This window comes from Pseudomonas sp. GW823-FHT02F05 (genome assembly GCF_058797315.1).
This window is the reverse complement of the sequence record NZ_JBXAJM010000029.1, coordinates 45798-65452: the sequence shown is the minus strand read 5'-3', so window position 1 is coordinate 65452 and position 19655 is coordinate 45798. Positions and strand designations below refer to the sequence as shown.

Here is a 19655-nt window from a genome sequence, read left to right as displayed (position 1 = left end):
GCCTGCGATAGCGGTGTATCAGCGACATGTGAGTCGGCTGACCCTCCGCTATCGCAGGCAAGCCAGCTCCCACAGTTGATGTTGGTGGCTGTACAGGCCTTATTCCGGTGCGTGATCGCGCAAAAACACCAGGTTATCCGGCTTGGACTGCTCCGCATTGAAGCGATAGCCCTGTACATCGAACTGCTTGAGCTGGGCCGGATCGTTGATGCGTTCTTCAATCACAAACCGGCTCATCATGCCCCGAGCTTTTTTCGCGTAGAAGCTGATGATCTTGTACTGGCCGTTCTTCAGGTCCTTGAACTCGGTATTGATGATCCGCGCGTTCAAGGCCGTGCGCTTGACCGCCGAAAAATACTCATTGGACGCCAGGTTGAGCAGCACATCGTCGCCTTGCTCGGCCAGGGCTTCATTCAACCATTCGCTGATGCGTGTGCCCCAGAACGCGTAAAGGTCCTTGCCGCGGGCGTTGGCCAGCTTGGTGCCCATCTCCAGGCGATACGGCATCATCAGGTCCAGCGGGCGCAGCAGGCCGTAGAGGCCCGAGAGCATACGCAGATGGTCCTGGGCATAGCTGAAATCGGCCTCGCTGAAAGTCTCGGCATTCAGGCCGGTATACACATCGCCCTTGAACGCCAGCAGCGCCTGCTTGGCGTTGGCCGGAGTGAAGGCCGGCGTCCAGCTGCCGAAACGCGCAGCGTTGAGGCCACCGATCTTGTCGGAGACGTGCATCAGCTCACTGATTTGCGCCGGGCTCAGTTCGCGCAGTTGCTCGATCAGTTCCTGGGAGTGGTCCAGGTACTGCGGCTGGGTGAAGCGCGCAGTGACCGGCTTGGACTCGAAGTCGAGGGTTTTGGCGGGGGAAATCACCATCAGCATGAAGTTGGCTCCTGGAATCGTGGGCGAGATTCTAGGGGTTGGGGCGTTTTGACTCCACCTATGATGGCGATAGATGCGATCCGCTATGATGGGCGGTAACTCTGTAGAGGGAGACCTCGTGTGCGATTAGCGCTTTTATTGTCCGCTTGCCTGCTGTGCCTGAATGCCCACGCCGCGCCGGTGGATGTCGCCAGCCTGGACCGTGGTACCTGGCCGGAAAAACTCGCCAGCCCGGCGCTGTTCGATGTGGCTTCGCGTGCGGAGATCCTGACGTTCGCCCACGGCCTGCTCGCCAGCGAAGCCCTGGACGACGCGGCGCTCAAGCAACGCCTGGGGCTGAAGATCATCAACCTGGCCGCCATCGGCGATCTGCGTCGCCAGCTCTGGCAACGGCTGTTGGAGAACTACACATTCGCCCAGCAGAGCTGCGAAGAAGACGCCTCGTTCTGCTACCTGGTGGAAAACATGGACGACCTGCGTGAGCAGGCCGGCAAGTTCGAGGTCAGTGACAACTCTTTCTATATAGGCTGGGCCGCCCCCAGCCGGCACTTTCACGAACGCTATCTGGACGAGTTGTTGCGCAAGGCCGCGCTGTTTCCGCAGATCAGCAGTGAAGTGGCGCGCTTTGGCGATCATGAGCGCAACGGTGATGAACTCAATGACCGGATGTTTTTACTGACCTTCGACGGTGGCCCTGCACCTGTCAGCGGCAATACCGACTGGCTCACCGATTACCTGCGCAAGCAAAAGATGAACGCGACGTTCTTTGTCCTTGGCAGCAGCTTGCAAACCCGTGTGGAGCGCAGTTCCGCCGCCGATGTGCAGGCGCTGTACCAAGGGCAGTGCGTGGGGCTTCAGGGCTGGCAGTACCGCTCCCACAGCCATTGGGTCGACTGGCAAAGCTCCATCACCCGCAGTGCCGGGCTGGTACAGAACCTGATGCCGGAAAACTATGTGCCCTTGTTCCGCCCGCCGTATGGGCAGCGCCGCGCGGACAGCCAGGGATTCTTCCAGCAACAGGGCCTGCAAGTGGCGTTATGGGACATCGACTCCCAGGACGAGCCGGGCAAGCTCAAGGCCGATGAGTCGGCGCAACGGGTGCTGACATTGATGCTGCTGTGGCGCAAAGGCGTGATCGTGTTTCACGACACCCAGGACAAGGCGCGGGTGGCATTGCCGATGGTGTTGCAGGCTACGGCGCAGAGTGGCTTGGGTTGGCAGGAGTGTCGCGAGGCATTTCGATGAGGTGCCCGGCTTTGCTGGGGATGGGGTGTTTTCGGGGCGATTTGATGCGACATTTCGATGCAGGCGGACTTCCGACTTTAACGGGGTACATGGCACTCGGCTAGTGCTATTCGTCATCCTGAAAAATAAACTTCAAAAAAGCGTCAAAGTGCTTTTTCCTGTCATGGGTTTTGCGGTATTACGAAGTCAGACCGCCGAAACCTGCAACACAGGTGGCGTCTTCCAAGACTCCGCATGTGGGCACTGCACTTGACGTCCCTCAGGTGCACTCGGTGGTCGAATCGAGGCGCAGCACCGCCCAGGTATTGCGTCGAATGGCTCCCACAAAGGTGACCGAGTATGGATGATCATGGACGTAACCCTTCTTCCGACCAGCCAATCCTTTATGTGCTTGATACCAACGTATTGATCCACGATCCAAATGCACTGCTGAACTTCGAAGAACACCACGTCGCCATCCCGATGATCGTGCTTGAGGAGCTCGACAAACTCAAAAGCGGCCACCACAGCGTTGCCGCCGAATGCCGCCAGGCCATCCGCCTGATCGACAAGACCCTGGGTGAAGCTTCGCCCGAGGACGTCGAGGTCGGCGTGCCCATCCAGCGTGGCAAGAGCGGGCCCAAGGGCTTGCTGTCGATCCTGATGAGCAAGCGCAGCGAGCCCAACAGCCTGCTGCCGGAAAACCTGAACGACAACAAAATCATCAACCAATTGATCGACCTGCACGCCCGCGACAAGGACCTGCGCGTGGTGCTGGTGACCAAAGACATCAATATGCGCCTCAAGGCACGAGCGTGTGGGATCGCTGCCGAGGACTACAGCACCGACCAACTGGTCGACGACGTGTCGATGCTCTCGCGTGGTTATCACATGATGACCGGCTCGTTCTGGGACCGTGTCAGCAAGGTCGAAACCCGTCAGGACCACGGCCGCACCTGGCACCAGGTACAGCTGATCGACAACCTGCCGGCCGTGCATATCAATGAGTTCATCGTCGACGAACAGGGCTTCGTGGGCTGGATCAAAGAGATCCAGGTCGACAAGCTGCTGATCCTCGACCTGCATCAGGAACCCCTGTTGCACCAGGAAGCCTGGGGCCTGAAACCGCGTGATATCTACCAAAGCCTGGCGCTCTACGCGCTGCTTGACCCGGACATCCACCTGGTCAACCTGACGGGCGCCGCAGGTTCGGGGAAAACCATCCTCGCCCTGGCCGCCGCCATCGAACAGACCATGGTGACCAAACGCTATCGCCGCATCATCGCCACCCGCAGCGTGCAGGGCCTGGACCAGGAAATCGGTTTCCTGCCCGGTACCGAGGCGGAAAAAATGGAGCCGTGGCTGGGGGCTATTACCGACAACCTCGAAGCCTTGCACATGGATGACGAAAACACCCATGGCAGCGTCGACTACATCCTCAGCAAAGTGCCGTTGCAGTTCAAATCCCTCAACTACATTCGAGGTCGCAGCTTCCAGCAAAGCCTGATTTTGATCGATGAATGCCAGAACCTTACACCGCACCAGATGAAAACCATCATCACCCGTGCGGGCGCCGGTTCCAAAGTGGTGTGCCTGGGTAACCTGGCGCAGATCGACACCCCTTACCTGTCCGCGACCAGCTCCGGGCTGACTTACCTGACGGAACGCTTCAAAGACTTCCCGAACGGCGTGCACATTGCGCTGCAAGGGGTACCGCGTTCGATTCTGGCTGAATACGCCGAGTCCCATCTGTAACTGCAGCGAACCTGCGACGAAAAGCCCCGGATTTTTCACGAAGTCCGGGGTTTTTGTTTTGTGCGACATTTGCCTGCGTTAACGCGTCCCGGGTGCTTGTGGTCTCTGTAATTATTTTGTTACATTTTTTCTTGCGATAAAAACTATAAGAACACTGCAAGACCCCGTCGGAACACCACCTCCTTGATTCGACGAACGTTTAGAAAACCTGTCCAGGGTTTTCACCGTGACCCTGCCTATTACAAAAGCCCGAAACACCGCTCATTGATGACGCATATATCCAAAGGGAAAGGAAAATGGACGTAGCAGGTAATGGCTTCATTGTGTCGCAACGCAATCGCACCCCCCGTTTCAAGACCACACCCCTCACACCCATAGCACTCGGCCTGGCCTTGTGGCTGGGCCACGGTTCCGTGGCCAGGGCAGACGACAACCCTTACACCCCGCAGGTATTGGAATCGGCGTTCAGGACAGCCGTCGCCTCATTCGGTCCTGAGACTGCCGTGTACAAAAACCTCAGGTTTGCCTACGCGGATATTGTCGATCTTGCGGCCAAGGACTTCGCGGCCCAATCCGGCAAGTTCGATTCGGCCCTCAAGCAAAACTATGAGCTGCAACCCGAGAACCTGACCATCGGCGCCATGCTCGGCGACACCCGTCGGCCACTGGACTACGCTTCGCGCCTGGATTACTACCGCAGCCGGCTGTTCAGCAACAGCGGCCGCTACACCACCAATATTCTGGACTTCTCCAAGGCCATTATCGCCAACCTGCCGGCCGCCAAGCCTTTCACCTACGTCGAGCCGGGCGTGAGCAGCAACCTGAGCGGGCAATTGAACGCAGGCCAGTCCTGGGCTGGCGCAACCCGTGACTGGAGTGCCAACGCGCAAACCTGGAAGACCCCGGAAGCTCAGGTCAATTCCGGCCTGGACCGCACCAACGCGTATTACGCCTATGCCTTGGGCATCACCGGCAAGGGGGTGAATGTCGGCGTACTCGACTCGGGCATCCTCACCGAACACTCCGAGTTCCAGGGCAAAAATGCCCAGGGCCAGGACCGGGTGCAGGCGGTGACCTCCACGGGCGAGTACTACGCCACCCATCCGCGCTACCGCCTTGAAGTACCCAGCGGCGAGTTCAAGCAGGGGGAGCCTTTCAGTATCCCTGGGGAATACGACCCGGAGTTCAACGACGGGCATGGCACGGAAATGTCCGGGGTGCTGGCTGCCAACCGCAACGGCACTGGTATGCACGGCATTGCCTTCGACGCCAATCTTTTTGTCGCCAACACTGGCGGCAGCGACAACGACCGCTACCAAGGCTCCAACGACCTCGACTACAACGCATTCATGGCCAGCTACAACGCCCTGGCGGCGAAGAACGTGGCGATCGTCAACCAGAGTTGGGGGCAGAGCTCGCGCGATGACGTGGAGAACCACTTCGGCAACGTCGGCGACAGCGCCGCGCAAAACCTGCAGGACATGACCGCCGCCTATCGCCCGTTCTGGGACAAGGCCCATGCCGGGCACAAAACCTGGATGGACGCCATGGCTGATGCGGCCCGGCAAAACACATTCATCCAGATCATCTCGGCGGGCAACGACAGCCACGGCGCCAACCCGGACACCAATGCGAACCTGCCGTTTTTCAAGCCGGATATCGAAGGCAGGTTCCTCTCCATCACGGGCTACGACGAAACTAGCGCCCAGGTCTACAACCGTTGCGGTACCTCCAAGTGGTGGTGCGTGATGGGCGTGTCGGGCATTCCGTCTGCCGGCCCCGAGGGCGAAATCATCCCGAATGCCAACGGCACCTCGGCCGCTGCGCCGAGCGTTTCCGGGGCCCTGGCGTTGGTGATGCAACGCTTCCCCTATATGACGCCCAACCAGGCGCGGGACGTGTTGCTGACCACCTCCAGCCTGCAGGCGCCGGATGGACCGGACACGCCGGTTGGCGAGCTGACCGGAGGCCGCACCTACGACAACCTGCAACCGGTGCACGATGCCGCGCCGGGTGTCCCACAAGTACCAGGTGTGGTCAGTGGCTGGGGCTTGCCCAACCTGCAAAAAGCCATGCAAGGGCCGGGGCAGTTCCTCGGGGCTGTGGCAGTGGCGTTGCCCAACGGTACCCGAGATATCTGGGCCAACCCGATTTCCGATGAAGCCATTCGCGCCCGCCGCGTAGAAGACGCTGCCGAGCAGGCGACCTGGGCCGCCACCAAGCAGCAAAAAGGCTGGCTCAATGGCCTGCCCGCCAATGCCTCGGCCGACGATCAGTTTGAATACGACATCGGTCATGCCCGGGAGCAGGCAACACTCACCCGCGGCCAGGACGTGCTCACCGGCAGCACCTACGTCGGTAGCCTGGTCAAGTCCGGGGATGGCGAGTTGGTGCTGGAAGGCCAGAACAGCTATTCGGGCAGTACCTGGGTACGCGGAGGCAAATTGTCGGTGGACGGCGCATTGACCTCTGCCGTGACGGTAGATAGCAGTGCCGTGGGCACGCGTAATGCCGATAACCGCGTGATGACCACACTGGGCGGCACCCTGGCCGGCAACGGCACGGTGGGCGCCTTGACCGTCAACAACGGTGGGCGAGTGGCCCCGGGGCATTCGATTGGCACATTGCGCACCGGCGACGTCACATTCAACCCGGGTTCGGTGTATGTCGTCGAAGTCGGGGCCGATGGCCGCAGCGACCAGTTGCAGAGCAGCGGGGTGGCGACCCTCAATGGCGGTGTGGTGAGCGTGTCCCTGGAGAACAGCCCCAACCTGTTGACCGCCACCGAGGCGCGCAGCTTGCTGGGCCAGCAGTTCAATATCCTCAGCGCCAGTCAAGGTATCCAGGGGCAGTTTGCAGCGTTCGCCCCCAACTACCTGTTCATTGGCACTGCGCTCAACTATCAACCGAATCAGTTGACCCTGGCGATAGCTCGCAACCAGACGACCTTCGCCAGTGTCGCGCAAACCCGCAACGAGCGTGCGGTGGCGACGGTGGCCGAGACATTGGGCACTGGCAGCCCGGTCTACGAAAGCCTGCTGTCATCGGATTCCGCCGCCCAGGCGCGGGAGGGCTTCAAGCAACTTTCAGGGCAATTGCATTCGGACGTGGCCGCAGCGCAAATGGCCGACAGCCGCTACCTGCGTGAAGCGGTCAACGCTCGCCTGCAACAGGCGCAGGCACTGGACTCCAACGCGCAGATCGACAGCCGTGACAACGGCGGCTGGGTACAGTTACTCGGTGGACGCAACAACGTCAGTGGTGACAACAACGCCAGCGGCTACTCCTCGTCCACCAGCGGCGTACTGCTGGGCCTGGACACCGAGATGAACGACGGCTGGCGCGCGGGCGCGGCGACCGGTTATACCCAAAGCCACCTCAACGGCCAGTCGGCGTCGGCGGACAGCGACAACTATCACCTGTCGGTCTATGGTGGCAAACGCTTCGAGGCGATTGCCCTGCGCCTGGGCGGTGCCAGCACCTGGCACCGCCTGGACACTTCGCGACGGGTGGCCTATGCCAATCAGTCGGACCATGCCAAGGCCGACTACAACGCGCGTACCGACCAAGTGTTTGCCGAGATCGGTTACACCCAATGGACCGTGTTTGAACCCTTCGCCAACCTCACGTACCTGAACTATCAAAGCGACTCGTTCAAGGAAAAAGGCGGTGCCGCAGCCTTGCATGCCAGCCAGCAAAGCCAGGACGCGACACTCTCCACCCTGGGCGTGCGTGGCCATACCCAGCTGCCGCTCACGTCCACCTCGGCGGTGACCCTGCGCGGTGAGCTGGGTTGGGAGCACCAGTTTGGTGATACCGATCGTGAAGCTTCTCTGAAGTTTGCCGGCAGTGACACGGCCTTCGCCGTCAACAGCGTGCCTGTGGCCAGGGATGGCGCGGTGATCAAGGCCAGTGCGCAAATGGCGTTGACCAAGGACACCCTGGTGTCGTTGAACTACAGCGGCTTGCTCTCCAACCGGGGTAACAACAACGGGATCAATGCCGGGTTTACCTTCCGGTTCTAACCTTGAATGTAGGAGCGAGCTTGCTCGCGAAAAACGTCAACGATAACGCGTGCACCCTGGGTAAACGCGGCGCCTGAGAGTTTTTCGCGAGCAAGCTCGCTCCTACGGGATGGGATAAACAGCCTTGCGCAAATTTTGACCCACAGGTTTACAATCGCTGCTCCTGATCAGGAGTATCCCTGTGCTGACTCATCTCGATTCCCAAGGTCGCGCCCATATGGTCGACGTCACCGAAAAAGCCGTGACGTTCCGTGAGGCGGTGGCCGAAGCGCGGGTGCGCATGTTGCCCGCCACTCTGCAAATGATTGTTGACGGCGCCCACCCCAAGGGCGACGTGTTTGCCGTGGCCCGCATTGCCGGGATCCAGGCAGCGAAAAAAACCAGTGACTTGATCCCTCTGTGCCACCCGTTGATGCTCACCGGCGTGAAGGTGGAGCTGAGTGCCGACGGCACAGACGCGGTTCGTATCGTGGCGCGCTGCAAACTCTCCGGCCAGACCGGCGTTGAGATGGAAGCCCTGACCGCCGCCAGCGTCGCGGCCCTGACGATCTACGACATGTGCAAGGCGGTGGACCGCGGCATGACCATTGAGAGTATTCGCCTGCTGGAAAAGCTGGGCGGTAAGAGCGGGCATTTCAAGGCGGATCAGCAATGAGTATCAACGTACTGTTTTTTGCGCGCTACGCCGAAGCGGTGGGTTTCGACTCGCTGGAGATGGAAGGTGAGTTTGCCAGCGTTGATGCCGTGCGCCTCGCGCTGGCTGCTGACCCGGAATTCGCCGTGCTCAACGAAGCGAGCCTGATGTGTGCGCGCAACGAAGAGCTGTGTAGCCTCGACGAGCCGGTGCAAGCCGGCGATGAAGTCGCCTTCTTCCCACCCGTGACCGGAGGCTGAGCATGGCCATTCGTGTGCAGGTCGAAGCCTTTGATCCCGGTGCCGAAGTCAACGCCATGCACGCGGCCAACGTGGGCGTGGGCGCGGTGGTGAGCTTTGTCGGCTATGTGCGCGACTTCAATGACGGGCGTGACGTATCGGGGATGTTTTTGGAACACTACCCCGGCATGACCGAAAAGGCCCTGGCCAAGATCGCCGTTGAGGCTGAGCAGCGCTGGCCGTTGCTCAAGCTGGAGGTGCTGCACCGTATCGGCGCGCTGGAACCGGGCGAGCCGATTGTGTTTGTCGGCGCGGCCAGTGCGCATCGGCAGGCAGCGTTTGATGCCTGTGCATTTGTGATGGATTACTTGAAGACGCGGGCGCCGTTCTGGAAGAAGGAAAACACCAGTGAGGGGCCGCGTTGGGTAGAAGGGCGCAGCAGTGACCACGCCGCAGCGGATCGTTGGAAGTAGCCAGCCAGACGCTGAAACCCATGTGGGAGCTGGCTTGCCTGCGATAGCATCACCTCGGCGTGACTGAAAAACCGAGGTGTCTGCATCGCAGGCAAGCCAGCTCCCACACAAGCCCGCTCCCACATTTTTTACCGCATTTCAGCTCAAGGGCGTTTGCGTTCTACAGCGCGCAACAAATGCGTCGGCGGCGTTTCACAGCTGATCTTGCGCCCCAGCAACGCCTCGATGGACGGCAACTGGTACGAGTCATCCTCGCCCGCAAAGCTGATGGACACACCCGCAGCCCCAGCACGCCCGGTACGGCCGATGCGGTGCACGTAGTCGTCCGGTACTTCCGGCAGGGTGAAGTTGATCACGTGGCTGATGCCGTCGATATGAATACCGCGACCGGCTACATCGGTAGCCACCAGCACGCGGATCTTGCCTTCACGGAAGCCTTCCAGGGTCTTGATGCGCTTGTGCTGCGGCACATCACCCGACAGTTGCGCGGCGTTGACGCCGTCGCGCACCAGGCGTTCTTCGATGCGGCGCACTTCGTCCTTGCGGTTGGCGAATACCATCACGCGCTCCCAACCGTTGTCGTTGACCAGGTTGTAGAGCAGCTTGTACTTGTCGGCACCGGCGACGGCGTAGATATGCTGCTCGACGTTTTCGCTGGCAACGTTGAGTGCTTCGATCTCGACGATGGATGGGTCGGTGGTCCACTGCTTGGCGAGGTTCATCACGTCTTCGGTGAAAGTCGCGGAGAACAGCAGGGTCTGGCGCTCGGTTTTCGGCGGCGTCTGACGAATGATCTGGCGTACTTGCGGGATAAAGCCCATGTCGAGCATGCGGTCGGCTTCGTCCAGCACCATCACTTCGACCATGTCCAGGTGCACGTCGCCACGCTGATTGAAGTCGAGCAGGCGGCCCGGGGTGGCGACGAGGATGTCGCAATGACGGGCTTCGAGGTGCTTGAGTTGCTTGTCGAAGTCCATGCCGCCCACAAACGTCATGACGTTGAGGCCGGTGTACTTGGTCAGGTCGGCGGCGTCCTTGGCGATCTGCACCACCAGCTCCCGGGTCGGGGCGATGATCAGCGCGCGCGGTTCACCCATGTAGCGTTCCTTGGGCGGCGGCGTTTGCAACAACTGGGTGATGATCGAGATCAGGAACGCGGCGGTCTTGCCGGTGCCGGTCTGGGCACGGCCGATGGCGTCTTTGCCCGCGAGGGTGAAGCCCAGCACTTGTGCCTGGATGGGCGTGCAGTACGGGAAACCCAGGTCCTGGATGGCGTGCATCAGTTCCGGGGCCAGTTTGAAATCGTGGAAGCGGGTTTTGCCTTCCTGGGGTTCGACGACGAAGTCTTCGAGTTTCCAGGGGGTCACGGGCGGTTTGGGCGCACGTTCGCGACGGGGCTTGGCCACAGGCGCCGGGGCGGGTGCGGCAGGCTTTACCTGTTCAGGCGGCGTCACCGTGGTTTTGTTCGGTGAGGCGGCGGGCGCGTTCCGGCCGGGCTGTTGACCGTCATTGCGGTTGCCGGGCTTGGGGGCAGGAGCACTGGGAACAGGCGCGAGCGGCTCAGCCTCGCTTTTGCCGAACATCTTCTTGAGTGCTTTGAGCACGGTCATCTCATTAATTGATTAAGGAATGTACGCCGGCCAGTGTAATGCAAGAATCGGGCGCGGCGTAGTGCGTCTGTCATACGGCTACATAAACACGGGATTCAGCGCAGGCGTTCAGTCAGCCAGGTGCCTATATCGTGTATCTCTTGGGGTAACACTTCGTGGCCCATTGGGTATTCCTGCCATGTCACGGTGACACCACGGTCCTTCAAATGCTCGTAGGCGCTGCGGCCCATGGCGTTCTGCACCACATCGTCGTACTGGCCATGCAGGCAGAGCGTGGGAATGCGTTGCTGGCTGGCGGATAATTCCAGGACATTATCGAAGGTTGGCGCATAGGTGGAGAGGGCGATCACACCGCCCAAAGGCCCCTCCCATTTCTTGAACGCGGTGTGGAAAACCACCGCGCCACCTTGAGAAAAACCGGCGAGGAAAATTCGCGAGGTGTCTATTCCGGTTCTCTGTTGCGCCTCAATCAGGTCTGTGACCATTTTTGCCGACGCTTCCAGTTCTTCCAGGCTGATCGAACGGGCCGGGCTCATGGCCTTGATGTCGTACCAGCTCGGCATCTCGTAGCCACCGTTAATCGTCACCGGACGCGTGGGCGCCTGGGGCAAAACGAAGCGGGTGGTCAGCAGGGTTTCCTGCAGGGCTTCGGCCACCGGCAGGAAGTCGTAGCGATCGGCGCCCAGGCCATGCAACCAGATAACGCAGGCGTCTGCGGGCTTGGCGGGCTGAAGAATCAAGGGTTCGGTCATGTCTGCTCCATAGATGTGCGGGCGCTCCGATGAGGTGCGTCGGAACGGTGCGCGACAGGTTGATCTGTTAAGAGAATGTCGCAAGGTTGAATCTTTTGCCATCGAAGCGCAGTTACAGCCACTCGGCCAAGACTCTGGTACGCGCCTTGCTATGTGTAGCTCGATGTCAGAACTCTCCCAGGGCGGTAACACTATCAGTGACTGCCGCTCGTGGGAAAGCAACTGGAATTACCGCAAAAACCTCATGCTGCTTGGCCCCAAAAAAAACCAACACGGGTCGATATCGCCTCATAAGGGTGCGCTGAGGTTGGAGCTCCGACACAACAAGAGCAATTGGAGGTTTGTAATGAAGGTATTGAAATCCACCCTGGCCATCGTCTCTGCGGCGGCTGTACTGGGTGTCAGTGGTTTTGCCCAGGCGGGCGCCACCCTGGACGCCGTGCAGAAGAAAGGCTTTGTGCAGTGCGGTGTGAGTGACGGCCTGCCGGGTTTCTCGGTGCCGGATGCCAGCGGCAAGATCCTCGGGATCGACGCTGACTATTGCCGCGCTGTGGCGGCTGCCGTATTTGGCGATGCCACCAAGGTCAAGTTCAGCCAGTTGAACGCCAAGGAGCGTTTCACCGCGCTTCAGTCAGGCGAAGTCGACATCCTGTCGCGCAACACCACCATGACCAGCTCCCGCGATGCGGGCATGGGCCTGAAATTCCCGGGCTTCATTACCTACTACGACGGCATCGGCTTTCTGGTGAACAACAAGCTGGGCGTCAAGAGCGCCAAGGAACTGGACGGTGCGACCATCTGCATCCAGGCCGGTACCACCACCGAGCTGAACGTTTCCGACTATTTCCGCGCCAACAACCTCAAATACACCCCGATCACCTTCGACACCTCCGATGAAAGCGCCAAGTCGCTGGAGTCCGGGCGTTGCGACGTGCTGACGTCCGACAAATCCCAGCTGTTCGCCCAGCGCAGCAAGCTGGCTTCGCCGAAAGACTACGTGGTGCTGCCGGAAACCATTTCCAAGGAGCCCCTGGGCCCGGTCGTGCGTAACGGTGATGATGAGTGGCTGGCCATCGTGCGCTGGGTGGGCTACGCCATGCTCAACGCTGAAGAGGCCGGTGTGACCTCCAAGAACGTCGAAGCTGAAGCCAAGGCCACCAAGAACCCGGACGTTGCGCGTCTGCTCGGTGCCGACGGCGAATACGGTAAAGACCTGAAAGTGAAGAAGGACTGGGTGGTACAGATCGTCAAGCAAGTGGGTAACTACGGCGAGATGTTCGAGCGCAACCTGGGCAAGAGCACGCCGCTGGAAATCGACCGTGGCCTGAACGCCCTGTGGAACAACGGCGGCATTCAATACGCACCCCCTGTGCGCTGATCGCTGATGGTTCTGTCACCCGGTAGGCCAACTGCCGGGTGATGTTCTGTTCCATTATTTTCGGGGCACTTCATGCAAAATCAAATCGGCGCACCCAAGCAGAAGCTCAGCTTCAGCGACCCCAAAGTGCGTGCGTGGCTGTTCCAGATCATCACGATCGTGGCGGTGGTCTCGCTGGGCTGGTACCTGTTCCATAACACCCAGACCAACCTGCAACACCGGGGCATCACCTCGGGTTTCGACTTTCTTGAGCGCAGTGCCGGTTTCGGCATCGCGCAGCACTTGATCGACTACACCGAATCGGACAGCTATGCCCGGGTGTTTGTCATCGGCCTGCTCAACACTTTGCTGGTGACCGTCATCGGTGTGGTGCTGGCAACCCTGCTCGGCTTCATCATCGGCGTGGCACGCTTGTCGCCCAACTGGATGATCAACAAGCTGGCGACCGTGTACGTGGAGGTATTCCGCAACATTCCGCCGCTGTTGCAAATCCTGTTCTGGTACTTCGCGGTGTTCCTGACCATGCCAGGGCCGCGCAACAGCCATAACTTCGGTGACACCTTCTTTGTCAGCAGCCGTGGCTTGAACATGCCGGCAGCGCTGGCGTCCGACGGGTTCTGGCCGTTTGTCACCAGCCTGGTGGTCGCTATCGTTGCCATCGTGCTGATGACCCGCTGGGCCAACAAGCGCTTTGATGCGACGGGGGTTCCTTTCCATAAATTCTGGGCGGGCCTGGCGCTGCTGGTGGTGATCCCAGCGTTATGCGTGTTGATCTTCGGTACGCCATTGCATTGGGAAATGCCCAAGCTTGCGGGCTTCAACTTTGTCGGTGGCTGGGTACTGATCCCAGAGCTGTTGGCGTTGACCTTGGCGCTGACGGTGTACACGGCGGCATTTATTGCCGAGATCGTGCGCTCGGGCATCAAGTCCGTCAGCCATGGCCAGACCGAAGCGGCACGTTCACTGGGCCTGCGCCCGGGGCCGACGCTGCGCAAGGTCATCATCCCGCAAGCGTTGCGCGTGATCATTCCGCCGCTGACCAGCCAATACCTGAACCTGGCGAAAAACTCGTCGTTGGCCGCCGGTATCGGTTATCCGGAAATGGTTTCGCTGTTTGCCGGCACGGTGCTCAACCAGACCGGCCAAGCCATTGAAGTCATTGCCATCACCATGAGCGTGTACCTGGCGATCAGCATCAGCATTTCTCTGCTGATGAACTGGTACAACAAGCGCATTGCGCTGATCGAGCGGTGAGGACACACCCATGACTACGCATACGTTCAAACCTGATATGCCGCCGCCGAGCAAAGTCTTCGGGCCGGTGGCCTGGATGCGCGCCAACTTGTTCTCGAGCTGGCTCAATACACTGCTGACCCTGCTGGCGATCTACCTGGTGTACCTGGTGGTGCCACCGATCCTGCACTGGGCCATCCTCGATGCCAACTGGGTGGGCACCACCCGCGCCGACTGCACCAAGGAGGGCGCCTGTTGGGTATTTATCCAACAGCGCTTCGGGCAGTTCATGTATGGCTATTACCCCGTCGACCTGCGCTGGCGCGTGGACATGACGGTGTGGCTGGCCATCGTGGGCGTGGCGCCGTTGTTCATCTCGCGTTTCCCACGCAAGGCGATCTATGGCCTGGGCTTTTTGGTGCTGTACCCGATCATTGCCTACTGCTTGCTGCATGGCGGCGTGTTCGGGCTGAGCAACGTGGCGACCAGCCAATGGGGCGGCTTGATGCTGACCCTGGTGATCGCCACGGTGGGCATCGCCGGCGCCTTGCCGCTGGGCATTGTGCTGGCGCTGGGGCGGCGTTCGAACATGCCGGCCATTCGGGTGGTCTGCGTGACCTTCATCGAGTTCTGGCGCGGCGTGCCGTTGATCACCGTGCTGTTCATGTCTTCGGTGATGCTGCCGCTGTTCCTGCCTGAAGGCATGAACTTCGACAAGCTGCTGCGGGCGCTGATCGGTGTGATCCTGTTCCAGTCGGCCTATGTGGCCGAAGTGGTGCGCGGTGGTTTGCAGGCGATTCCCAAGGGCCAATACGAAGCCGCTGCGGCGATGGGTCTGGGCTACTGGCGCAGCATGGGCCTGGTGATCCTGCCGCAAGCCTTGAAGATGGTGATCCCTGGGATCGTCAACACCTTCATTGCCCTGTTCAAGGACACCAGCCTTGTGATCATCATCGGCCTGTTCGACCTGCTCAACAGCGTCAAGCAAGCCGCCGCCGACCCAAAATGGCTGGGCATGGCTACCGAAGGCTATGTGTTCGCCGCCCTGGTGTTCTGGATTTTCTGTTTTGGTATGTCGCGCTATTCCATGCATCTGGAACGCAAGCTCGACACTGGCCACAAGCGTTAGGAGTTTTTTGATGAGCGAAGCAATCAAACAGCCTGTGAGCCCTGAAGGCATTATCCAGATGCAGGGCGTCAACAAGTGGTACGGCCAGTTCCACGTGTTGAAAGACATCAACCTCAACGTCAAGCAGGGCGAGCGTATCGTGCTGTGCGGCCCGTCGGGCTCGGGCAAGTCCACCACCATCCGCTGCCTCAACCGCCTGGAAGAGCACCAGCAAGGCCGCATTGTGGTCGATGGTGTGGAACTGACCAATGACCTCAAGCAGATCGAAGCGATCCGCCGCGAAGTCGGTATGGTGTTCCAGCACTTCAATCTGTTCCCGCATTTGACCATCCTGCAAAACTGCACGCTGGCGCCGATGTGGGTGCGCAAGATGCCCAAGCGCAAGGCCGAGGAAATTGCCATGCACTACCTGGAGCGTGTGCGCATTCCGGAGCAGGCCCACAAGTTTCCCGGGCAGCTTTCAGGTGGTCAGCAACAGCGTGTGGCGATTGCCCGCGCGCTGTGCATGAAGCCCAAAATCATGTTGTTCGATGAGCCGACATCGGCGCTGGACCCGGAGATGGTCAAAGAGGTACTGGACACCATGATCGGCCTGGCCGAAGACGGCATGACCATGTTGTGCGTGACCCACGAAATGGGCTTTGCCCGCACAGTGGCCAATCGCGTGATCTTCATGGACAAGGGCGAGATCGTCGAGCAGGCGGCGCCGAATGACTTCTTTGATAACCCGCAGAATGAGCGGACCAAGTTGTTCTTGAGCCAGATATTGCATTGATCGACGTTTGAAAAAATAAACCCGGCCTGGTGCCTAATGCCAGTCAGTTAAGAGCTAGAGCAGACAACCAGTGACTTGTGGCGAGGGAGCTTGCTCCCGCTGGACTGCGTAGCAGTCCCATTTTGGGGGCCGCTTCGCGCCCCAGCGGGAGCAAGCTCCCTCGCCACAGTTACCGATTCTGTCTTAACTGACTGGCATTAGCCTGGTGCCGGGTTTATTTTTGCCTGTTGGTCTGTTCAGGATGCTTGTGCCGCACGTTGTTGCTCATCTTTTGCTATGAGCAGGCGATTGAGGTCTTCTCCGACATTGAGCGCCTCGATCTCGGCCAGCAGATGCGGATGCTTATCCAGTAGGCGCATGAGTGTAAACAATGGTTCAGGAGGGAAAACCTCAGCCCTTTCGTAGCGAGAAAATGAGTTTTGCCCGCGCACAGTCAACAGCTTCACTGCCTCCTTCTGAGTGAGGTGCAGTTTGCGACGGATTCGCTTCATTTCAGCCGCGATGACTTTTCTGCCATCAATCAATAATTGGTCACTGGCATCGGAATAACGCTCTGCGCTGTCATCGTCATGATCGAATTCGATTTCCTTACAAACCTGGCATTCCCAGCCCGCGATGTTTGGAATGTCGCGCATCATGCCGCGTGTGTTGATGGTGAAGGTGCGACCTGCGAAATACTGCATTCCATCATGGGTTCCGCAATTTACGCATTGTTGGGTTTTCATAAGGTTTTCTCCTTGAAGGAGATTACGGGAGCTTCGCCGCCTGGGCGGTGAGTCACCTTGATGTAGGCCAGATCGTAATGAGGTGTGTACTTTTCCATAAGACACCTGAGTCCAATAATTACCCTCTGAGGGTAATTTTACCAATCGAAAATACTGCTCCTTTCCCTGCCTAAAAACCCTAGTGCGTTGCCTTTGTAGGCGACTCCTAATAGGCTGTAGGAAAATTCATCCTATGATTGGACGAAAGCGTAAAGCCCATGACAGACATCGCCCCGCTGATCAAACGCTCTCTGGTTGACCAGGCGCTGGAACAACTGCGTCTGCGCATTGCCCAGGGTGCGTGGGCCGTTGGCGAACGCCTGCCCACCGAGCCCGAACTGTGCGCCGAACTGGGGATCAGCCGTAATACCGTGCGTGAAGCCATGCGTGTATTGGCATTCTCCGGGTTGATCGAAATTCGTCAGGGCGACGGCAGTTATCTGCGCTCGATGACCGACCCGTTGGGCACGATGCGTGCGTTGTCTCATTGCACCCTGGGGCAGGCGCAGGAGACGCGGCAGATTCTGGAAGTGGAAGCCATCGGCCTTGCTGCGCAACGCCGTACTGCAAGTGACCTGCGAGCGTTGCGCACAGCGCTGGATACCAGCGCCGCGCTGTATCAGGGCGACCTCGAGGCCTATATCAGCGCCGACCTGGCGTTTCACCAACGCTTGGTGGACGCCGCACACAACCCGGCCTTGAGCGAGCTGTATCAGTATTTCTCCGCTATCGTCGGCGCGCAGTTGCGCCAGACCCTGAACCTTTCACCGCGTCGCCAGGCCGTGTTCGACTTGCACGTTGCCCTGCTTGACGCCGTGGAACAGCAAGACCCCGAACGTGCCAAATCCCTCTGCCGGCAGTTGATCAATGAACCCTGAAACCCAACACACACCCGAACTTGAAGAGTTGTTGATTGACGCCGAGGCCGATGACGACGTGGTGCAACACAACCACCCGCTGGTGAGCCGGCCCTGGTTGCTGTTGCTGGGCCTGATCCTGGTGGCGCTCAACTTGCGCCCGGCCTTGTCGAGCCTGTCGCCGCTGTTGGCCGACGTCTCCACCAGCCTGGGCCTGTCGGCGGCCCAAGCCGGTTTACTGACCACCCTGCCGGTGTTGTGCCTGGGCCTGTTCGCGCCCATGGCGCCGATCCTGGCCCGACGCTTTGGGGCTGAGCGGGTGGTGTTCGGCATCTTGCTGACCCTGGCTGGCGGGATCATCCTGCGCAGTTCATTCGGGGAAGTGGGCCTGTTTGTCGGCAGCCTGATCGCCGGCGCCAGCATTGGCATCATCGGCGTATTGCTGCCGGGTATCGTCAAGCGCGACTTCGCCGCACGTGCGGGCGCCATGACCGGCGTCTACACCATGGCCCTGTGCCTGGGCGCCGCACTGGCGGCAGGGGCCACGGTACCGTTGAGTCATTACTTCGGCGACAGTTGGCCCCTTGGCCTGGGGTTCTGGATTCTGCCAGCGCTATTGGCGGCGTTGTTCTGGTTGCCGCAAGTCGGGCAGAAGCACGGCGCCCATCGCGTCGCCTACCGCGTGAAGGGGCTACTGCGTGACCCGTTGGCCTGGCAAGTGACCTTGTACATGGGCCTGCAATCGTCCCTGGCCTACATCGTGTTCGGCTGGTTGCCGTCGATCCTGATCGGCCGTGGCCTGAGTGCCACAGAGGCGGGATTGGCGTTGTCCGGCTCGATCATTGTGCAGTTGTTCAGTTCCCTGGCCGCGCCATGGCTGGCTACCCGTGGCAAGGACCAGCGCCTGGCGATCGTGGTGGTGATGCTGCTGACCCTCGGCGGCCTGTTCGGCTGCCTGTATGCGCCGCTGGACGGTTTGTGGGGTTGGGCGATTCTGCTCGGTCTGGGGCAGGGCGGTACCTTCAGCCTGGCGCTGACCTTGATTGTGCTGCGCTCGCGTGACGCTCACGTAGCCGCCAACCTGTCGAGCATGGCCCAGGGGATCGGTTATACCCTGGCGTCCCTTGGCCCTTTCGCTGTGGGCGTGGTGCATGACTGGACCGGCGGCTGGACGGCCATCGGCTGGATCTTCGCAGTGATCGGCCTCGGCGCCATCGTGGCGGGCCTGGGCGCCGGACGTGCGCGCTACGTGCACGTCACCTGTGAGAAGGTCTAGAGATAAACCACTTCCAGCGTGGCCGAACCGTCAATCGGGGTTTGCGTGCTCAAGTCCAGATTCTTGCGAGCATTGATCACGGTCTGCACCGTGACGTGGCTGCCTATTATGCCAATGGCGGTGGGGCCGCTGACGCTGCCCTCGATCGACGTAAAGCCCAGGTAGCTGCGGGAACCGATGTCGATGGGGTTGAGGTTGGACGTGCGCCATGCCAGGCCCCCGGTGGTGGATTCGGTGCCGTAGAGTTGCCCGTTGTTGCTGGCCTGGGTCTGCCGAGGATCGAAGGTCATGGAGTAGACGCCCAGGGGCGTGCCGTTGCTGTCGAACCCCAGCCCGTAGTAAATCTCGCTTTCGACCAGGGTCGAGTCGCTGCGGTTGTCTTGCATGCGCAGGGCATAACGTACCGGGCCGGTACACGCCATGCCGAAGAACAGGGTCTTGGCGGGTAGACGGGTGCGAGTTTCCAGGTTCAAGTCTTGTTGAGATATTTTGCCGTAGTCAATCAGGCCGCCGTTTGACAGTTGCGGCAGGCACGCGGCGGGCGTGACCAGCCCCTGGACGCTGAGGTCCACCGTCGAGGCCGCCAGCGCCGCCTGAGTGCTGGTCAATAATAGAAGGCTGCAAAGGGCAGGAATTTTCATGGTACGCACTC

The 19655-nt window shown here is 60.0% G+C and carries 17 protein-coding genes; 12 read left to right on the top strand and 5 right to left on the bottom strand.

Going from position 1 to position 19655, the window contains the following annotated elements; all coding sequences use genetic code 11:
- Positions 1-99 precede the first annotated feature (99 nt).
- Entirely contained in the window at positions 100-879 is a 780-nt protein-coding gene (yaaA, locus tag AC1RAC_RS26200) for a peroxide stress protein YaaA (RefSeq protein ID WP_034128704.1), read from the bottom strand.
- Between the two features lie 120 nt (positions 880-999).
- On the opposite strand from yaaA, the gene AC1RAC_RS26195 reads away from it, so the two are divergent.
- From AC1RAC_RS26195 to moaE, 6 genes are all read left to right on the top strand, one after another.
- The gene (locus tag AC1RAC_RS26195; RefSeq protein WP_492617112.1) at positions 1000-2124 is read left to right on the top strand and encodes a polysaccharide deacetylase family protein; all 1125 of its coding nucleotides are present in this window, start codon (positions 1000-1002) and stop codon (positions 2122-2124) included.
- 339 nt (positions 2125-2463) lie between these two features.
- On the top strand, positions 2464-3858 hold the full coding sequence (locus tag AC1RAC_RS26190; RefSeq protein ID WP_005785025.1) for a PhoH family protein: 1395 nt from the start codon (positions 2464-2466) through the stop codon (positions 3856-3858).
- 296 nt (positions 3859-4154) lie between these two features.
- Entirely contained in the window at positions 4155-7883 is a 3729-nt protein-coding gene (locus AC1RAC_RS26185; protein ID WP_492617111.1) for an autotransporter domain-containing protein, read from the top strand.
- A gap of 181 nt (positions 7884-8064) precedes the next feature.
- Positions 8065-8538 carry a cyclic pyranopterin monophosphate synthase MoaC gene (gene moaC / locus AC1RAC_RS26180; RefSeq protein ID WP_072447537.1) on the top strand — a complete coding sequence of 158 codons (474 nt, stop codon included), beginning with the start codon at positions 8065-8067 and terminating at the stop codon, positions 8536-8538.
- Positions 8535-8777 (top strand): molybdopterin converting factor subunit 1, encoded by a 243-nt coding sequence (moaD, locus tag AC1RAC_RS26175; protein ID WP_032903342.1) that lies wholly within the window; start codon positions 8535-8537, stop codon positions 8775-8777. Before moaC ends, moaD begins: the two co-directional genes overlap by 4 nt.
- Positions 8778-8779: 2 nt before the next feature.
- The gene (gene moaE, locus AC1RAC_RS26170; RefSeq protein ID WP_259038611.1) at positions 8780-9229 is read left to right on the top strand and encodes a molybdopterin synthase catalytic subunit MoaE; all 450 of its coding nucleotides are present in this window, start codon (positions 8780-8782) and stop codon (positions 9227-9229) included.
- A gap of 143 nt (positions 9230-9372) precedes the next feature.
- Here the strand turns inward: moaE and rhlB are convergent, their stop codons facing one another.
- Entirely contained in the window at positions 9373-10839 is a 1467-nt protein-coding gene (gene rhlB / locus AC1RAC_RS26165; protein WP_034128699.1) for an ATP-dependent RNA helicase RhlB, read from the bottom strand.
- Positions 10840-10934: 95 nt separating this feature from the next.
- Entirely contained in the window at positions 10935-11591 is a 657-nt protein-coding gene (locus AC1RAC_RS26160) for an alpha/beta hydrolase (RefSeq protein WP_054898977.1), read from the bottom strand.
- Between the two features lie 346 nt (positions 11592-11937).
- On the opposite strand from AC1RAC_RS26160, the gene AC1RAC_RS26155 reads away from it, so the two are divergent.
- From AC1RAC_RS26155 to AC1RAC_RS26140, 4 genes are all read left to right on the top strand, one after another.
- Positions 11938-12969, top strand: a complete 1032-nt coding sequence (locus AC1RAC_RS26155; protein ID WP_034128697.1) for an amino acid ABC transporter substrate-binding protein — start codon at positions 11938-11940, stop codon at positions 12967-12969.
- A 72-nt stretch (positions 12970-13041) separates the two neighbouring features.
- The gene (locus AC1RAC_RS26150; RefSeq protein WP_259038609.1) at positions 13042-14223 is read left to right on the top strand and encodes an amino acid ABC transporter permease; all 1182 of its coding nucleotides are present in this window, start codon (positions 13042-13044) and stop codon (positions 14221-14223) included.
- A gap of 10 nt (positions 14224-14233) precedes the next feature.
- Positions 14234-15331, top strand: coding sequence for an amino acid ABC transporter permease (locus tag AC1RAC_RS26145; protein WP_014717022.1), 1098 nt, complete (start codon positions 14234-14236; stop codon positions 15329-15331).
- Between the two features lie 10 nt (positions 15332-15341).
- On the top strand, positions 15342-16106 hold the full coding sequence (locus tag AC1RAC_RS26140) for an amino acid ABC transporter ATP-binding protein (RefSeq protein WP_010444394.1): 765 nt from the start codon (positions 15342-15344) through the stop codon (positions 16104-16106).
- A 236-nt stretch (positions 16107-16342) separates the two neighbouring features.
- Here the strand turns inward: AC1RAC_RS26140 and AC1RAC_RS26135 are convergent, their stop codons facing one another.
- On the bottom strand, positions 16343-16831 hold the full coding sequence (locus AC1RAC_RS26135; protein ID WP_034128695.1) for a type II toxin-antitoxin system MqsA family antitoxin: 489 nt from the start codon (positions 16829-16831) through the stop codon (positions 16343-16345).
- Positions 16832-17088: 257 nt separating this feature from the next.
- On the opposite strand from AC1RAC_RS26135, the gene AC1RAC_RS26130 reads away from it, so the two are divergent.
- Both AC1RAC_RS26130 and AC1RAC_RS26125 read left to right on the top strand, forming a co-directional pair.
- Complete coding sequence (locus tag AC1RAC_RS26130) at positions 17089-17748, top strand: FadR/GntR family transcriptional regulator (RefSeq protein WP_127880846.1); 660 nt, start codon at positions 17089-17091, stop codon at positions 17746-17748.
- Complete coding sequence (locus tag AC1RAC_RS26125) at positions 17738-19003, top strand: CynX/NimT family MFS transporter (protein ID WP_492617110.1); 1266 nt, start codon at positions 17738-17740, stop codon at positions 19001-19003. The genes AC1RAC_RS26130 and AC1RAC_RS26125 overlap by 11 nt, the downstream gene beginning before the upstream one ends.
- On the opposite strand, the gene AC1RAC_RS26120 is transcribed toward AC1RAC_RS26125, so the two are convergent.
- Positions 19000-19644: a DUF1120 domain-containing protein gene (locus AC1RAC_RS26120; protein ID WP_034128692.1), complete on the bottom strand. Its 645-nt coding sequence runs from the start codon at positions 19642-19644 to the stop codon at positions 19000-19002. The two genes, AC1RAC_RS26125 and AC1RAC_RS26120, sit on opposite strands and share 4 nt — an antisense overlap.
- Positions 19645-19655 lie beyond the last annotated feature (11 nt).

What these genes read in the sequence shown, in the direction of transcription:
- AC1RAC_RS26160 (WP_054898977.1), bottom strand. Translation starts at nt 11,591, where the DNA reads ATGACCGAACCCTTGATTCTTCAGCCCGCCAAGCCCGCAGACGCCTGC.
- AC1RAC_RS26145 (WP_014717022.1), top strand. Translation starts at nt 14,234, where the DNA reads ATGACTACGCATACGTTCAAACCTGATATGCCGCCGCCGAGCAAAGTC.
- AC1RAC_RS26120 (WP_034128692.1), bottom strand. Translation starts at nt 19,644, where the DNA reads ATGAAAATTCCTGCCCTTTGCAGCCTTCTATTATTGACCAGCACTCAG.
- AC1RAC_RS26125 (WP_492617110.1), top strand. Translation starts at nt 17,738, where the DNA reads ATGAACCCTGAAACCCAACACACACCCGAACTTGAAGAGTTGTTGATT.
- AC1RAC_RS26190 (WP_005785025.1), top strand. Translation starts at nt 2,464, where the DNA reads ATGGATGATCATGGACGTAACCCTTCTTCCGACCAGCCAATCCTTTAT.
- AC1RAC_RS26155 (WP_034128697.1), top strand. Translation starts at nt 11,938, where the DNA reads ATGAAGGTATTGAAATCCACCCTGGCCATCGTCTCTGCGGCGGCTGTA.
- yaaA (WP_034128704.1), bottom strand. Translation starts at nt 879, where the DNA reads ATGCTGATGGTGATTTCCCCCGCCAAAACCCTCGACTTCGAGTCCAAG.
- AC1RAC_RS26130 (WP_127880846.1), top strand. Translation starts at nt 17,089, where the DNA reads ATGACAGACATCGCCCCGCTGATCAAACGCTCTCTGGTTGACCAGGCG.
- moaD (WP_032903342.1), top strand. Translation starts at nt 8,535, where the DNA reads ATGAGTATCAACGTACTGTTTTTTGCGCGCTACGCCGAAGCGGTGGGT.
- rhlB (WP_034128699.1), bottom strand. Translation starts at nt 10,839, where the DNA reads ATGACCGTGCTCAAAGCACTCAAGAAGATGTTCGGCAAAAGCGAGGCT.
- AC1RAC_RS26140 (WP_010444394.1), top strand. Translation starts at nt 15,342, where the DNA reads ATGAGCGAAGCAATCAAACAGCCTGTGAGCCCTGAAGGCATTATCCAG.
- AC1RAC_RS26150 (WP_259038609.1), top strand. Translation starts at nt 13,042, where the DNA reads ATGCAAAATCAAATCGGCGCACCCAAGCAGAAGCTCAGCTTCAGCGAC.
- AC1RAC_RS26185 (WP_492617111.1), top strand. Translation starts at nt 4,155, where the DNA reads ATGGACGTAGCAGGTAATGGCTTCATTGTGTCGCAACGCAATCGCACC.
- moaE (WP_259038611.1), top strand. Translation starts at nt 8,780, where the DNA reads ATGGCCATTCGTGTGCAGGTCGAAGCCTTTGATCCCGGTGCCGAAGTC.
- AC1RAC_RS26135 (WP_034128695.1), bottom strand. Translation starts at nt 16,831, where the DNA reads ATGAAAACCCAACAATGCGTAAATTGCGGAACCCATGATGGAATGCAG.